The following is a 14,701-nucleotide window of genomic DNA, read 5'->3' on the forward strand; positions in this document are numbered from 1 at the left end:
GGGTGAGCCGCAGAGCGAACAGAACATGGCCGATACACGAACTCGCCAGGTCGGGGAAGTGTCCGTACAGTGGTGCCGCCCCCTGATCACGTGAGCTGGAGCAGGCATGCCGGTTCAGACCAGCCGTCGCCCACCATCCCTGGACGCCGCCCGCCCACCGGCCGGCGGCTCCGCAGCCGTGCCCCCGCAGCGGGGCGCGGGCGGCGCGGGCAACGGCGGCGGCGGAAAAGGCGGCCGGCCGACGAAGCGCAAGCGCCGCAAGGATCCGCTCTGGGCCCGACTGACCGTGGTCTTCGGCGCGGTGCTGATGATGACCAGTGGCGTCGCCATCGTCGGCAGCAAGGCGGTCATCAGCAGCGCCACTGGTGACATCGCCCAACGCAACCTGCTCGGCGAGGCCGGCAAGACCGACGCCGAGGGCGGCGCCGACCTGGACGGCCCGATCGACATGTTGCTGCTCGGCGTGGACGCCCGCGAGCGGTGGGCCGCCGACGACGTCCGGTCGGACAGCATCATCGTCCTGCACATCCCGGCGACGCACGACCAGGCCTACCTGATCTCCATCCCCCGGGACACCGAGGCCCAGATCCCGCCGTTCAAGAAGAGCAACTGGCCGGGCGGCACCGACAAGATCAATGCGGCCTTCCAGATCGGCGCCCGCAACGGCGGCGGCTGGGAGGGCGGCGCCCAGTTGATGGCGCAGACCATCAAGCGGCTCACCGGGGTGAGCTTCGACGGCGCCGCGATCATCAACTTCGGCGGCTTCAAGAACATCATCGACACCCTCGGCTCCGTGCGGATCTGCGTGAGCCAGGAGGTCAAGTCGCACCACATGTCGTACGTCGACGGCAAGCCGATGTGGAACGCGGACGCCAAGAAGACCGGCAAGCGGATGACCCCGGTGGTGCACAAGAAGGGCTGCCAGGAGATGGAGGGCTGGGCGGCGCTCGACTACTCGCGCCAGCGCTACGGCCTGAAGAACAGCGACTACGACCGGCAGCAGAACCAGCAGCAGCTGATCAAGGCGATGGCGAAGAAGGCCACCGAGAACGGCACGCTGACCAACCTGGGCAAGCTCCAGGCGCTGATCAAGGCGGCCGGCAAGGCGTTCGTCCTGGACACCGGCGGCGTGCCGATCGAGAACTTCATCTTCACCATGCGCGGCGTGAGCGGCAACGAGCTGACGATGCTCAAGACGAACAACGGCACCTTCAACGGCGACGGCAACGGCAAGGAGCTGCTGAGCGCCGAGACGCTGGCGATGTTCGAGGCGGTCAAGAAGGACAAGCTGGCCGAGTTCGTGTTCAACCACCCCGAGGTGATCTCCACCCGCAAGTGACCGGCGACTGCGGACGTCGCCGAAGTCGGCGAAACGGACCGGCCAGGCCGTCACTTTCCGTAGCCTGACGTGAGCAGGACTCATGTCAGTGGCTACGGGGAGGCGTTACGTCCAGGGCAGGCCGGGACGGCGAGCGGGCGGACACCTCGGCCGCTCCGCGCCGCCGCGCACGCTGGCCCCGCATCCTGCTCGGCATCGGTCTGACCCTGGTCGCGCTCGCCGGGCTCGCGGTGGTCGGGCTCCGGGCCCTCACCGACCGCTACGACCGCACGGTACTCAAGGAGCAACTGCTCGCGCCGGACGCCCGCGCCGGGCGCACCGACCTCTCCGGCCCGCTGAACTATCTGCTCATCGGCACCGACCGGCGGCCCAACGACACCAACCCGGAGCAGCGCGCGGACACCATCCTGGTCGTGCACGTGCCCGCCGGCCTGCGCCAGGCGTACCTGGTCTCCATCCCCCGCGATCTCCTCGTCACCATCCCCGCCGGCTCCGGCTACCGCGGGGGGCAGGACAAGATCAATGCCGCGTACGAGCACGGCGGCGGCGGGGAGTCGGGAGCCCAACTGCTGTCGTCCACCCTGAGCCGGCTCACCGGGCTCCGCTTCGACGGTGCCGCCCTGGTCGACTTCGCCGGTATCCGTCAGGTCGTGGACCTGCTCGGCGGCGTCCGGATGTGCGTGGACGGCGAGGTGCGCTCGATCCACACGAACCGGGTCTTCACCCCCGGCTGCCACCAGATGAGCGGTGCCGAGGCGCTGGACTACGTCCGCCAGCGCTACGACCTCCCCGGGGGCGACTACGACCGGCAGCGCCACCAGCAGCAGTTGCTGCGCGCGCTGCTGGACCGGGCCTCCGAGACCCGGCTGCGGAACAACCCGGTCAAGCTCGACCAGGTGATCCGCGCCGTCGGCGGCTCACTGACCGTCGACACCAACGGGGTGGCGCTGGAGGACCTGCTCTTCGCGCTCCGTGGACTGCCCCCGGACGCGCTACGCGGTGTGCAGGTGCCCTCGTATCCGCAGGTCATCGACGAGGTGTCGTACGTGGTGCTGGAGAACGGCGGCAACGGGCTCTTCGACGCCGTCCGGGGCTCGGCGATGCCGGCCTGGGTCGGCGCCAATCCGCGCTGGGTGGTCAAGCTGTGACAGCGCCGACGGCCCGGTCTGCGCCGAACCGCCCGCCGAGGATCTAGGCTTGGTACCCGTGTTCGGATCCCAGGTTCCCACCGTGACCGTCAACGAGCTCGACGACGCCACCTACCTGCTCGACGTCCGGGAGGACGACGAGTGGGCCGCGGGGCACGCGCCGGGTGCCCACCACCTGCCCATGATGGAGCTGCCGGCCCGGATGGCCGAGGTGCCCACCGACCGGGACGTCGCGGTGATCTGCCGCTCCGGCGGACGCTCCGCACAGGTCGTCGCGTACCTGATGCGCAACGGCTGGGACCAGGTGCGCAACGTGGCCGGCGGCATGGGTGACTGGGCCGCCGCCGGGCGTCCGGTGGTCGGCGACGACGGGCAGCCGGGCCGGGTGCTGTAGGGCGGGCGGGATGGGCGACCAACCCCTGGTGTTCGCGCACCGCGGCGCCTCGTACGACCTGCCGGAGCACACGCTCGCGGCCTACCTGCAGGCCCTCGCCGAGGGCGCGGACGGGCTGGAGTGCGACGTCCGGCTTACCCGCGACGGTCACCTCGTCTGCGTGCACGACCGGCGGTTGGACCGCACCAGCAACGGTCGCGGCCTGGTCAGCGCCCGCACGCTCGCCGAGTTGGAGGCGCTCGACTTCGGCTCGTGGCACCCCGGGGGCCTGCCCGTCGACACCGACGAGCCGCCGGACGACTCCCGCACCCGCCTGCTCACCCTCGAACGGCTGCTCGACGCGGTGCTGGCCGCCGGTCGGCCGGTCCGGCTGCTGATCGAGACCAAACACCCCTCGCGGTACGGCGGCGACGTCGAGCGCAAGCTGGTCACGGTGCTGCGCCGCTACGGGCTGGCCGAGCCCGCACCGGACCACCCGGTCCAGGTCACCGTGATGTCCTTCTCGCCGCTGGCCGTCCGCCGCGTCCACGAGCTGGCGCCGACCCTGCCCACCGTGCTGCTGCTGGAGGTGCTTCCCCGCTGGCTGCGGCTGGGTCGGCTGCCCTTCGGCAGCCGGATCGCCGGGCCCGGCATCGGGCTGGTCCGGGCCCGCCCGCAACTGCTGCCGGCACTGCGCGCGGCCGGCAACCAGGTGTACGTCTGGACGGTCAACGAGGCGGAAGACCTGGACCTCGTCCTGACCGCCGGGGTGGACGGGATCATCACCGACCGACCTGCGCACACCCTGGCTCGACTCGGCCGCTGACCGCACCGGCCGGAGGGCGCCGGGCCACGGCCAGGTGTCGGCCGGCACGGCCGCGCACGTGTGGCGGGCCCCGCCAGCGCGGGTGCGGCCTGCGGCGGGGCCTGCGGGTGCGGCCGGCCACGGTCCCGCGGGTGCGGCCGGCCACGGTCCCGCGGGTGCGGCCGGCCACGGTCCCGCGGGTGCGGCCGGCCACGGTCCCGGGGGTGCCCAAAACGGTGACGCCGGGGCACACTCGAGGACATGCCGGAGCGCATCGACTTTCCCGCTCTCATCGCCGGCCACACCGTCGTCATCGAAATGATCAACTCGGGTGACGCGGGCCTGCCCGTCCTCACCCAACTGCTCCGGGTGGCCCAACCGGCGCTCGGGGCGGCGGCCATGGCGTTCCTTGAGTTCGGGCCGACGGGCGGCCGGGTCATCGCCGCGACCGGCGCCGCCGAGTGGACGGTCGGCCGGCCCCTGCCGGTCAACGACCCGACGACGGTGTGCCTGCTCACCGGCCCACGCGTGCAGCAGGTACGCCTCGACGAGCTGGACGGCAAGCTCACCACCGAGCTTTCCGAGCGCGGCCTGCACCACATGGTGGTGTCCCGGGCCGAGATCGGCGGGCACACCGTCGGCAGCCTGCACGCCCTCTACCGCGACGGCGACGACGGACCGGACGCCCGGCAGCACGGCGTCGTCGCGTACCTCGCCTCCTGCATCGCCCACATGTACGGCGACCAGAGCGGGCTGCCGGTGCACGGCGACGGCCCGGTCGTCGCGGCGCTCGCCGACGGGCTGGCGGTGGTGGACCGGGACAGCTACGTCCGGCTCTGGAACCCGGCCGCCGCGCAGGTGACCGGCCGCCCCGCCAACCAGGCGCTCAGCCGACCGCTGCCCTTCCCCATCCCGCCCTCGGGTCAGGTGCTCGACCACCGGCTGCCCGACGGTCGCTGGCTGCGGATCACGTCCGGAGAGCTGCCCGGGCCCGGGACGCTGCGGGTGGTCACCTTCCGCGACATCACCGACCAGCAGCGCCGCGACCACGAGCGCGACCTCTTCGTGGCGGTGACCAGCCACGAGCTGCGGACGCCGGTGACGGTCATCAAGGGGTACGCCGACACGCTGACCGACCACTGGGAGTCGCTGACCGAGACCGACCGCCGGCAGGCCGCGCGGGTGATCGGCCAGCGGGCGAACGAGCTGGCGCGGCTCGTGGACCGGCTGCTCTCCTCCGCCGCCGAGTCCGGGCCCGGCGACGAGCCGCCCGCACCCTTCGACCTGGGCGACGCCCTGCGCTCCGCGGTCCTCGACCTCCCCGCCGAGCTGCGTCACCGGCTCCTGCTCGACCTGCCGGCCGACCTGCCCAAGGCGCTCGGTCACCGGCCCAGCCTCGCCACCGTGCTGACCGAGCTCGCCACGAACGCCGGAAAGTACTCGTCGCCCGGCACCGGGATCGAGATCAGCGCCCGGGCGGACGGCCAGATGGTCTCGTTCCGGGTCAGCGACCGGGGCATCGGCATCCGGCCCGAGCACGTCGAACGCGCCTTCGACCGGTTCTGGCAGGGCGAGTCGGGGGACCGTCGCGGCTACCCGGGTGCGGGGCTCGGCCTCTATCTCGTCCGCCGGATCGTTGAACAACAGAATGGATGGGTATCCCTCCGACCGAGGACCGGTGGCGGTACGGTCGCAGAGGTGCGGCTGCCGCGCGGATGACGACCGGCGCGGGCCGCGAGGGCGTGAAGGGACGCAGGTGGGGACGGGATCCGGCGAACGAGCGTGGTGCGTGGTGGTGCCCCACCACGCTACCGGTGCCCGCCTCGCCCGGCACCGGCTCGCCGACGAGCTGACCGGCCTGGTGTCCCCCGCGCTCCTGGCCGACCTGGTCGCCGTCCTGGCCGAGCTGGTCGGCAACGCGGTCCGGCACGCCCGTCCGCTGCCCGGCGGGGTGGTGCGGGTCGCCTGGCGGCTGCGGGAGACCGTCGACGGTCCCCGGGTGCAGCTCCGGGTCACCGACGGCGACACCGGCGAGGGCCCCCGGATGCGGGCGGCCACCACCGACGCGGCCGACGGTCGCGGGCTGCACATCGTCGCCGGCTTGGCCACCCGGTGGGGGGTCGACCGCGACGGGCTCGGCCAGAGCGTGTGGGCCGAGTTCGAGCCGACCCCGGTGGGCCGACCCGACCTGGTGATCGCCGGCTGACCCGGTGCCGTCCGCCGGGCCGCCGCCCTCATCGAAGGCGCCCCGGAGGCGGGTCCTCCCCACGGCGGGCCGTCGGGGCCTCTAGGCTGTCTCGCCGTGAGCAAGCGTCGAAAGAACCAGCGGGCCGCCGAGACCACCCCGAAGCGGGAGAAGGTGCGCGACATCTTCGTGCCGCGACCGTTCGAAGGGCTGGTCGACGAGCCGGAGTGGATCGCCCTGCGCGAGCTGGTGCCGGCCGCGTCCGCGCCGCTGCGGCTCGCTCCCGACCTCGTCGAGGAGTTCGGTGACCGTCCGGTGACGCTGGCCACCGTGCTGCCGATGGCCGCCCCGGCGATGACCAAGGCGGACGGGCGGGTGTTCATCGGGCTCCAGCGTCACATCCAGTCCGGCGACGTCTCCCGCGACCTGGCCGAGGCGCTGCTCTGCGCGCTGCGCACCGAGCCGGGCAGCCAGGTGGCCGTGCCGCCGCTGCCCGGCCCCGGCCCCCGCCTCCAGGACGTGCTGGTGGACGGCCCGCTGGAGATCACGATGCACGACGGGTTCGACTTCTGGCTCGACCCCGGCGCGACGGACGACCCGACCGTCCAGGCGTCCCTGGAGCGGGCGAACGCCGCGATCTACCCGACGGTGCGGATGAGCGCGGCGAAGGCCGCGTACTGGTGCCAGGTGCCGGAGAAGGCGCACGTGCGCTGGGTGCTGCCGGAGGAGGAGGACACGGCGCTCGACGCGCTGGCCCGCCTCGGCGCTGCCGGCTCGCTGCCGCTCGGCGACGGCACGCGCTTCGCGGGCATGTTCCGCGCGCACGGGCGCCTGGTGCCGGTCTGGGACCTGCCCGAGCAGACGCCGGCCGGCGAGTGGGAGGAGCCGGTGGCCGAGTTCGCCAAGCGCTACGCCGAGGCGGTGGCCGAGGGTGGCCCACTCGACGCCGCCGCGCGGCGGGCCCGCCAGGGCCTGCTCGGCCGCCAGCTCACCCTGCGCTGACGGTCCCCCGGGGCGGCGCCGCGCCGCCGCCCCGGTCCGGGCAGACACCGCAGCCGCCCGTGCCCCGCGGCGGGGCGTGGCGGTCAGCCGCCCAGCGGCTCCCGCACCAGCGGGCAGGACATGCACCGCGGGCCACCTCGGCCGGAGCCCAGTTCCGACCCGGCGATCGGGATAACCTCGATGCCGGCCCGCTCCAGCTGCGCGTTGGTCTCCACATTGCGCTCGTAGCCGACGCAGAGCCGGGGTGCGATGGCGAGAGTGTTGTTGCCGTCGTCCCACTGCTCACGTTCGGCGGTGACCGGGTCCAGGCCGGTGTCGATCACCCGGAGCTGGTCCAGGTCCATCGCGTCGGCGGCGGCCCGCAGGAACGGCGCGGGACCGTCGACCCGGGGGTCCTCTCCGTCGGCACCGGCGATCACCGTGTACGCGGAGAGCGTGTCGGCGACGTTCGGATACATCAGGACGGCGTCGACGTCGACCATGGTGCAGACCGTGTCCAGGTGCATCGTGGCCCGCTCCTGGGCGATCGGCACCACGAGGATGGTGTGGGCGAGGCCGGCGGCGAAGACCTGACGGCCGAGCCGCTCGGCGCCGGCCGGGGTGGTCCGCTCGCCCACCCCCACGGCGAGCACGCCGGGCGCCAGCAGCAGCACGTCGCCGCCCTCCAGGTGCTCCAGGCCCGGGTCGTACACGAAGCCGGTGCCGGCGAAGCGCGGGTGGTGCCGGTAGATGGCGTGGGTCAGGGTGCTCTCCCGACGGCGGGCGGTCATGGCGAGGCTGGTGACGCCGACCCGGTCCCGGATCCAGAGCGACGAGTCGCGGGTGAAGAGCAGGTTGGGCAGCGGGTCGATGACGAAGTCGTGCCGGTCCATGAGGGTGTAGACGAGCCCGCCCGGGCGTTCCGCGCTGATCCGCAGCTCCTCGTGGGCGAGGCCGGCGATGAGTACGTCGGCGAGCGCCGCCGGGTCCAGGTACGCCAGATGGTCGGCGACCCGGGCCCGCAGGCTGTCGCCCAGCCGGGGCGAGCGGAGCACCTGCTCGGTCAGCTCGGCGCGGGCGTCGGCCACGGCGAGCGTCTCGGTGAGCAGGGCGGCGAGGTAGAGCACCTCCACCCCGCGCTCGCGCAGTGCCGCGGCGAACGCGTCGTGTTCCTCCTGAGCGCGACCGACCCAGGGGATCGCGTCGAAGAGGAGCGAGTCGTTGTTGCGCGGGGTCAGCCGGGCGAGTTCCCGCCCGGGGCGGTGCAACAGCACGGTGCCGAGCCGACCTACTTCGCTGTCCACATAGTGGGTCACGAGGGCAGCCTAGGGCAGGGTTTGGCGGTATCCGAGAAAAGAACTGTGGATGAATATGGCATTCATCCACAGTCACTCCGGCGCTCCACCTTGCCGACCCCCCGGAGTGGCAACGTAGGGTAGTGGAGACATAACTTCGAGGGACCTTTTGCCGGAGGTCGCGATGACTGTCTTCCCCGCTCGTCGAGCCGTTCCGACCGCTCGGGCACTGCCGCCCGCCACGGTGCCACACCCTCGGGTGGAGTCGCCGGGGGTCCTCGACCCGGCCCGTCCGACACCGTTGGAGTGGGCCCGCCGTCGGCGGGCAGAGCGCGGAGCCCGACGACTCGAGGCGGCGGGCGCCCGCGCCCTCGGCCAACTGGACCATCTCGGGCCGGGCTGGCACGTCATCGAGTGGCCCCGCACCGACGCGGTCGACGTCCTGCTCGACCGCCCGCACGAGGAGCGCGCCGGCTTCCTCGCCATCGGCCCGAGTGGCCTCTTCGCCGTCACCATCGCCGACCACGGCCGGGCGCGTGTGCTCGTCGCCGGCGACGTGGTGCAGATCAACGGCAAGCGGCCGCCCTACGTGGCGGAGGCCCGCCGCGACGCCAAGCGGGCGAGCAAGGCCCTCTCCGACGCGGTGGGGCTCCCCATCCCGGTGACGCCGGTGCTGACCTTCGTCGGCTCCGGCGTCATCAGCGTCTACGGCCTGCCGAAGGACTGTCTGATGGCGACCCACCGCGAGCTGGACCGCCTGCTGGTGGCCGGCGGCAGCCGGATCAGCCCGGCCACCGCCGAGAAGCTGTCCCGGGTCGCGCAGCACCCGAACACCTGGCTGAACGGCACGTACCGTCCAGCCGCCGACTACCGGTGGTATGACGACGGCCGAACGGCCGCTGACAAGCCGGCGAACCGCCGGTAACGTCAGCCCGGACGTCACGTGTATCGCCGCTGTCGGCGGCGCGCGTCCACGCAGTCGCCGACCGTTCCGCTCGGGCCTCGGTCCGGCCGTAGGCGGGTCGGTGGCCGCGGCGCGATCGACGATCGTCCGGGCGACCGGCTAGCGTGGACAGTCTCAGGGTGCACATAGGAGGCGCGGTGGCCCACGTCGAACTCTCGCTCTCGGAAGTGTTTCCGCCGTCGGCGGGGGCCTCGACAGCGCCCGGGTTCGACAACTTCGGCCAGTGGTGCTCCACGGTCACCCAGGCCGATGAGCCCTGCCTGCTGATCGACGCCGAGACCACGGTGGTGGCGATCTCCGCCGCCGGCTGTGAGCTGCTCGGCCTCGGCAAGCCGGAGGACCTGATCGGCCTGCCGCTGCTCGACGGCGGGCTGCGCCTGGTCGACTTCACGGCCTACGGTGTCGAGCTGACCGAGCAGGAGGTCGACAAGATCCCGCCGCTGCTGGCGCTCTCCTCGGGTCGGCTCGCCCGTGGCCTGCTGCGGGTCCGGGCGGCCGGCGACGACGCTCCCGACGCGACGGTCGACGCGATCTCCACGCCGGTGCTCACCGACGGGGCGGTCGCCGGCTCGCTCACCTTCTTCTCAGGCGTCTGACCTGGGCAAATCTGACAATCGCCGCACGCGGCGTACCCGGACGGACCGGTTCCGAGGCCGTAGGGTGCCCTCATGCTCGATGTCGATCTGCTACCGGAGGAGTACGCCGTGTGTCGGATGGCAGCCGGCACCGCCCTGCCGCCCGCGCTGTCGAGCGGCCTGAACCACGCCGACGTGGTGACGGTCAGCTGGACCACCGACGGGATCTCCGTCATCTGCCCACTGGACCGGGCTCCCGAGCAGGCGGTGGTGGAAACCGCCTGGCGCTGTCTGCGGGTCTCGGGTCCGATCGGCCTGGCCGTCACCGGCACGCTCGCCGCCCTCGTCGACCCGTTGGCCGGCGCCCGGGTCAACGCGGTCGCCTTCTCCACCTTCGACACCGACTACCTGCTCGTCCCGGCCGTCCGGCTCGACGAGGCGACCACGGCGCTGGAACGCGCCGGACACCGGGTCTCCGGCTGACCTTCACCACGGCCACGGTTCCTCCTACGATGGGCTCGGCCACCCCGGCCGACCACCCCTCCGCCCCCAGGACCGGTCCGTGCCGCGCACCCCACTCCGCCACCCGGCGTCCCCACGCGCCGACCGCACGTCGGCCCCACCCGCTCTGACGCGCGCCCGGAGCGCCGACGAGATCCGGCCGTCGACATCGCCCGCCTCGACACGCCCTCGGCGCGCCGACGGGGCCGGCACGCCGACCCGGCCCGCCGTGCCCCTCTCGGGCAGCGACAGCGCCCGCACGTCCCACGAGCACACCGGCCGCCGGCCGCGCCGCGCGGCGGTGGTCCTGCTGGCCGTCCTCGCGCTGGCCGGCTGCGGGGCGCCACCCGAGCTGCGAAACTTCGCGCCCACCGCACCGCCCCACCCGACGTCGGTGCCCACCCCGGCGGCGCCGCCGGCCACCGGCCTGCCGTCGGGCGCGCCGACCGTGCCGGCCACCCCGACCACCGACGCCGGGCTGGTGGCCACGGCCTGCCGGGGCGGGCCTACCGGCTCCCGGATCATCTCCCTGCTCCGCGGCCGTGCCGGGGTGCTGCCGAACGACGTCGGGGTCCGCGTACGCAGCGGGCCGCTCTGTGCCGCGGACTGGCAGTACACGGTGCTCGACGTGACCGGTCACGAGGAGCTCCAGGTGGTCACCCGGGAGCGGTCGGGGACGCTGGAGCTGGTCACCGCGGGCACGGACGTCTGCACGGCCGAGGTGCGGGTCGCCGGGCCGATCGGGCTTCGGGGCTTGGCCTGTGACGGCGGCACGGTGGGCGTACCGGGTGCGTAGGCTGGTCGGCATGCCGGGAACACCGCCGACGCGCTTCGTCTACCTGGGCCCTGAGGGCACCTTCGCCGAGCAGGCGCTGCGCACCGTCCCCGCCGCCGAGCGGGGCAGCCGCACGCCGGCCCGCAGCGTCGGGGAGGCGCTGGAGAGCGTACGGTCCGGTGACGCCGACGCGGCGCTGGTGCCGCTGGAGAACTCCATCGGCGGCGCGGTGGGGGTGACCCTTGACGAACTGGCCGAGGGGGACCCGCTGGTGATCACCCGTGAGGTGATCCTGCCGGTCGAGTTCGTGCTCGGCGCCCGGTCCGGCACCGACCTGACCACGATCCGGAGCGTGGCGGCGCACCCGCAGGCCTCCACCCAGTGCCGCAACTGGCTGCGTACGCACCTGCCGGACGCCGTGGTGGTCGACGTGCTCTCCAACGGCGCCGCCGCGGCGGGCGCGGCCGGCGGCGACTACGACGCCGCCATCTGCGCGCCGATCGGCGCCACCCGGCACCGGCTGGCCGTGCTGGCCGACAAGATCGCCGACCATCCGGACGCGGTGACCCGCTTCGCGCTGCTGTCCCGCCCCGGTCCGCCCCCGCCACCGACCGGCGACGACGTCACGTCGCTGGCCGTCTACATCGCCCACGACCGGGTGGGTGCCCTGCTGTCGGTGCTCATGGAGCTGGCCGTACGCGGCGTCAACCTGACCCGGATCGAGTCCCGGCCGACCGGTGAGGCGCTCGGCCGGTACGTCTTCTTCCTCGACTGCTCCGGCCACGTGGCCGACGTCCGGCTCGGCGAGGCCCTGCAGGGGCTGCGCCGGGTCTGCGCCGACGTCCGCTTCCTCGGGTCGTACCCCCGTCACCGCTGGGCCGAGGCGGGGGGCGACCGACCGGTGCCCGCGCCACCCGGCCTGTCCGACACCGACTACGCCGACGCGGCGGCGTGGCTGGCCCGGCTGCGCACCGGCGAGCTCAGCTGACCGGCCCGCACGGCCGGGACGGGCGGACGCCGCCCCGGCCGGAGCAGCCGCCCGTCAGCTGAGCAGACCGCCGAGCAGGCCGCCCTGCTGCTCCTGCGCGCCGCTGCCCATGACCGGCGGCTCCTCGGACGGCTGCACGACCACGAAGCCCTGGCCGGCGAAGCTCATCGTGAACGACTCGCCGGTGCGCCGACCGAGCAACGTGCCGAGGCCCAGCTGCTCCGCGCGGTGGTAGCCGGTCTGGAGGTTGGCCGACCAGCACACCGCCGCCTGCGGGTCGACGTAGGTCGGCTGGTCGACGTTGAGCACGACCGGCGTGCCCTTGGTGGTGATGGCGATCCGACCGTGGCCGGTGAAGACGCAGTTGAAGAGGCCGGACGACGACGCCATGCCGGCGCCGCCGACCATCCTGATGTCGTACTGGAGGGAGGAGTCGAAGGCCAGCACGCTGGAACCGTTGATGGAGAGGGCGTCCCCGGGCTCCAGGTCGATGATGTGGACGTCCTTCGCCAGCTCGGCGAGGAAGACGTCGCCCTGGCCGCTCACCCGCATCAGCGGGACACCCTCGCCGGTGAGCTTCTGCTTGAGGAACTTGCCCAGCCCGCCCGAGCCGAGGGCCTGGAACTGCACGTTCCCCTGGTAGGCGACCATGGACCCGACCCGGGCCATCGCCTCGCCGTTGAGCTCGATCTTCAACATCTTGGAGTTCTGCAGCCGCATGCCGGGCTGTGCGGACTCCTGCTCCAGGTTCTCCGCGGAGAACAGCGCGCTGCGCATGGGTATTTGCCTCCTGAGGTCGCGTTGCCTGCCACGACGGTAGGGGACCGTCGCAACGCCGGACCGTCAGCGCGGCGGTGTGGCGCGGCCGGCGCCGGGCGTACGGACGACGCCGTCAGGCCCACCCCAGGGCGTGCAGCCGCTCGTCGTCGATGCCGAAGTGGTGGGCGATCTCGTGCACCACCGTGACGGCGATCTCGTCGACGACGTCGTCGTCGTTGTCGCAGATCCGCAGGATGGGATGGCGGTAGATGAAGATGCGGTCCGGCAGGACTCCGGCGTAGTCCCAGCCGCGCTCGGTGAGGGCGTGCCCCTCGTAGAGCCCGAGCAGGTCCTCCTCGCCGGGAGGCGGGTCGTCCTCGACCAGGATGACCACGTTGCTCATCAGGCCGAGCAGCTCCTCAGGCACCTCATCGAGGGCGTCGCCGACCAGCTCCTCGAAGCGCTCGCGGCTCATCTCCACCGGCACTCCGCCATTCTGCCTGATCCCGACCGGCACCGGGCCGGTCGGAGATCCACGTGCGGCCACGGGCAGGGGTGGCGTCCGGGTGGGACGACCCCTGCCGTGACCGTACGGCTCGCGGAGTGCGGGTCAGGCGCTGAGGCGGGCGGTGAGGGTGATCTCGGCGCCCGGGGAGAGCAGCCGGGAGATGGGGCAGTTCGCCTTGGCGGCCTCGGCGAGCTTCTGGAACTCGCTCTCGTCGATGCCGGGCACCTGGCCCACCGTCTCCAGCTCGATGCGGGTGACGGTCATGCCGGCGTCGGTCTTGTCCAGGTGGACCTTGGCGGTGGTCTCGACGGACGTCGCCGTGGAACCGGCGTCGGCGAGCGCCTTGGAGAAGGCCATCGAGAAGCAGCCCGCGTGCGCGGCGCCGATCAGCTCCTCGGGGTTGGTGCCCTCACCCTCCTCGAAGCGCGACTTGAAGGAGTAGTTCCCCTCGAGTCCGCCCTTGCCGGTGCGGATCGTGCCGGACCCCTCGGTGAGGTTGCCCTGCCAACGTGCGGAAGCGGTACGGATAGGCATGCTGCGACGCTATCGGAAAGCCGCCCGGGCTGCGACGAGCTCACCCAACGCCCGTGCTGCGATCCCCGTCACCGGCGTGCCCCTGTGCCAGAATTCCGGCAGGCGCGTGACCGGCGGAAGGGGTTCCCCGATGTCCCGAGAGCTGCCCATCCCGCGGCAGGACGACCGGTCCGACGGCTCGGCCGTGGTCGAGTGGGGTGCCGCCGAGCCCGGGCCGACGCCACGGCCGGGGCGGTCGCTCGCCGGGCTGGCCCGGGACCGCCGGGTGCCGCCCCTGCTCGCCGGGCTCGGCGCGGTCGCCGCGACCGCCTCGCTGGCCGGGGAGTGGCTGGTGATGACCCTCCCCAACGGGGGCCCGACCGGCGACTCCCTCCGGGTGCCCGCCGGCCTCGCCGAGATCGGCAACCTCGGCACCGGCTACCTGGTCGGGCTGCTCGTGCTGGTCACCGCGGTGGCGCTCGCGCTCCGGGGCACCCGGAGCATCCGCGTGAACGCCCGGGTGGCCGGGCTCGCCCTGGCCGGCGCGCTGCTGACGCTGCTGACGGCCACCGCGATCACGTTGGACGACACCGGGCAACGGGCCCGCCTCTACGCGCCCGACGAGGGCTTCGAGATCGAGTACGGGCGCGGGCTCGTGATGGCCTTCGTCGCCTGCGCCCTGCTCGGCGCGGCCCTCTGGCTGATCACCGAGGTCACCCCGGCCGACGACGGTGAGGACGACGTCCCCGCCGGGCCGGTGTTCCGCCGCCGTGGGCGCGGACCGAGCCCGGCCGAGCGGGACGACGTGCCCCCCGCCCCGGCCGACCTCACCGTGCAGCCGACCATCCCGTTCGCCCGGCCGGAGTCGTCGATCTGACGTCCCGGGCCCACCCGGCGCCCCGTTACCTTTTTGATCGTCCCCAGCCGGGGACCCTCGGTCGCCCGGCCTGGTATGACTTCCTGCCCCTGTCGTTCGGATGATCCGGGGGGTG

General features: G+C 73.3%; 17 protein-coding genes. 13 read left to right on the forward strand and 4 right to left on the reverse strand.

Translation table 11 applies throughout. From position 1 onward, the window contains the following. Positions 1 to 106: 106 nt before the first annotated feature. The 7 genes from ACIBTV_RS25980 to ACIBTV_RS26010 all read left to right on the forward strand — a co-directional run bounded on the left by ACIBTV_RS25980 (position 107) and on the right by ACIBTV_RS26010 (position 6,852). Entirely contained in the window at positions 107 to 1,339 is a 1,233-nt protein-coding gene (locus tag ACIBTV_RS25980) for an LCP family protein (protein ID WP_396708982.1), read from the forward strand. Between the two features lie 230 nt (positions 1,340 to 1,569). Further along, positions 1,570 to 2,487, forward strand: coding sequence for an LCP family protein (locus tag ACIBTV_RS25985; RefSeq protein WP_396708984.1), 918 nt, complete (start codon positions 1,570 to 1,572; stop codon positions 2,485 to 2,487). Positions 2,488 to 2,545: 58 nt separating this feature from the next. Further along, positions 2,546 to 2,881 (forward strand): rhodanese-like domain-containing protein, encoded by a 336-nt coding sequence (locus ACIBTV_RS25990; protein ID WP_396708986.1) that lies wholly within the window; start codon positions 2,546 to 2,548, stop codon positions 2,879 to 2,881. Between the two features lie 10 nt (positions 2,882 to 2,891). After that, complete coding sequence (locus ACIBTV_RS25995; RefSeq protein ID WP_396708988.1) at positions 2,892 to 3,686, forward strand: glycerophosphodiester phosphodiesterase; 795 nt, start codon at positions 2,892 to 2,894, stop codon at positions 3,684 to 3,686. A 240-nt stretch (positions 3,687 to 3,926) separates the two neighbouring features. After that, positions 3,927 to 5,384, forward strand: coding sequence for an ATP-binding protein (locus tag ACIBTV_RS26000; protein ID WP_396708990.1), 1,458 nt, complete (start codon positions 3,927 to 3,929; stop codon positions 5,382 to 5,384). 70 nt (positions 5,385 to 5,454) lie between these two features. Continuing rightward, positions 5,455 to 5,871 (forward strand): ATP-binding protein, encoded by a 417-nt coding sequence (locus ACIBTV_RS26005; RefSeq protein WP_396708992.1) that lies wholly within the window; start codon positions 5,455 to 5,457, stop codon positions 5,869 to 5,871. A 96-nt stretch (positions 5,872 to 5,967) separates the two neighbouring features. Then, complete coding sequence (locus ACIBTV_RS26010) at positions 5,968 to 6,852, forward strand: DUF5926 family protein (protein WP_396708994.1); 885 nt, start codon at positions 5,968 to 5,970, stop codon at positions 6,850 to 6,852. 83 nt (positions 6,853 to 6,935) lie between these two features. Here ACIBTV_RS26010 and ACIBTV_RS26015 read toward each other — a convergent pair whose 3' ends face one another. Then, complete coding sequence (locus tag ACIBTV_RS26015) at positions 6,936 to 8,147, reverse strand: arginine deiminase (RefSeq protein ID WP_396708996.1); 1,212 nt, start codon at positions 8,145 to 8,147, stop codon at positions 6,936 to 6,938. Between the two features lie 163 nt (positions 8,148 to 8,310). Here ACIBTV_RS26015 and ACIBTV_RS26020 point away from each other — a divergent pair, with 163 nt between their 5' ends. The 5 genes from ACIBTV_RS26020 (at position 8,311) to pheA (ending at position 11,929) form a co-directional block, all read left to right on the forward strand. Then, positions 8,311 to 9,051 carry a hypothetical protein gene (locus ACIBTV_RS26020; RefSeq protein WP_396708998.1) on the forward strand — a complete coding sequence of 247 codons (741 nt, stop codon included), beginning with the start codon at positions 8,311 to 8,313 and terminating at the stop codon, positions 9,049 to 9,051. Between the two features lie 176 nt (positions 9,052 to 9,227). Continuing rightward, positions 9,228 to 9,686 (forward strand): PAS domain-containing protein, encoded by a 459-nt coding sequence (locus tag ACIBTV_RS26025; protein WP_396709000.1) that lies wholly within the window; start codon positions 9,228 to 9,230, stop codon positions 9,684 to 9,686. Positions 9,687 to 9,758: 72 nt separating this feature from the next. After that, the gene (locus ACIBTV_RS26030) at positions 9,759 to 10,148 is read left to right on the forward strand and encodes an ACT domain-containing protein (RefSeq protein ID WP_396709002.1); all 390 of its coding nucleotides are present in this window, start codon (positions 9,759 to 9,761) and stop codon (positions 10,146 to 10,148) included. Positions 10,149 to 10,467: 319 nt separating this feature from the next. After that, a complete protein-coding gene (locus ACIBTV_RS26035; protein ID WP_396709025.1) occupies positions 10,468 to 10,962 on the forward strand; it encodes a hypothetical protein in 495 nt (164 codons plus the stop codon). Between the two features lie 10 nt (positions 10,963 to 10,972). Next, positions 10,973 to 11,929 carry a prephenate dehydratase gene (gene pheA, locus ACIBTV_RS26040; protein ID WP_396709004.1) on the forward strand — a complete coding sequence of 319 codons (957 nt, stop codon included), beginning with the start codon at positions 10,973 to 10,975 and terminating at the stop codon, positions 11,927 to 11,929. A gap of 54 nt (positions 11,930 to 11,983) precedes the next feature. Here the strand turns inward: pheA and ACIBTV_RS26045 are convergent, their stop codons facing one another. The 3 genes from ACIBTV_RS26045 to ACIBTV_RS26055 form a co-directional block, all read right to left on the reverse strand. After that, positions 11,984 to 12,706 carry an AIM24 family protein gene (locus ACIBTV_RS26045; protein WP_396709005.1) on the reverse strand — a complete coding sequence of 241 codons (723 nt, stop codon included), beginning with the start codon at positions 12,704 to 12,706 and terminating at the stop codon, positions 11,984 to 11,986. A gap of 115 nt (positions 12,707 to 12,821) precedes the next feature. Continuing rightward, positions 12,822 to 13,169, reverse strand: a complete 348-nt coding sequence (locus ACIBTV_RS26050) for a metallopeptidase family protein (RefSeq protein WP_396709007.1) — start codon at positions 13,167 to 13,169, stop codon at positions 12,822 to 12,824. A 129-nt stretch (positions 13,170 to 13,298) separates the two neighbouring features. Further along, the gene (locus tag ACIBTV_RS26055) at positions 13,299 to 13,730 is read right to left on the reverse strand and encodes an OsmC family protein (protein WP_396709009.1); all 432 of its coding nucleotides are present in this window, start codon (positions 13,728 to 13,730) and stop codon (positions 13,299 to 13,301) included. Positions 13,731 to 13,860: 130 nt separating this feature from the next. Between ACIBTV_RS26055 and ACIBTV_RS26060 the strand changes: the two genes are divergently transcribed. After that, a complete protein-coding gene (locus ACIBTV_RS26060) occupies positions 13,861 to 14,586 on the forward strand; it encodes a hypothetical protein (RefSeq protein ID WP_396709011.1) in 726 nt (241 codons plus the stop codon). The last annotated feature ends 115 nt before the right edge of the window (positions 14,587 to 14,701 follow it).

Source organism: Micromonospora sp. NPDC049366, assembly GCF_044466625.1.
Classification (GTDB): domain Bacteria; phylum Actinomycetota; class Actinomycetes; order Mycobacteriales; family Micromonosporaceae; genus Micromonospora.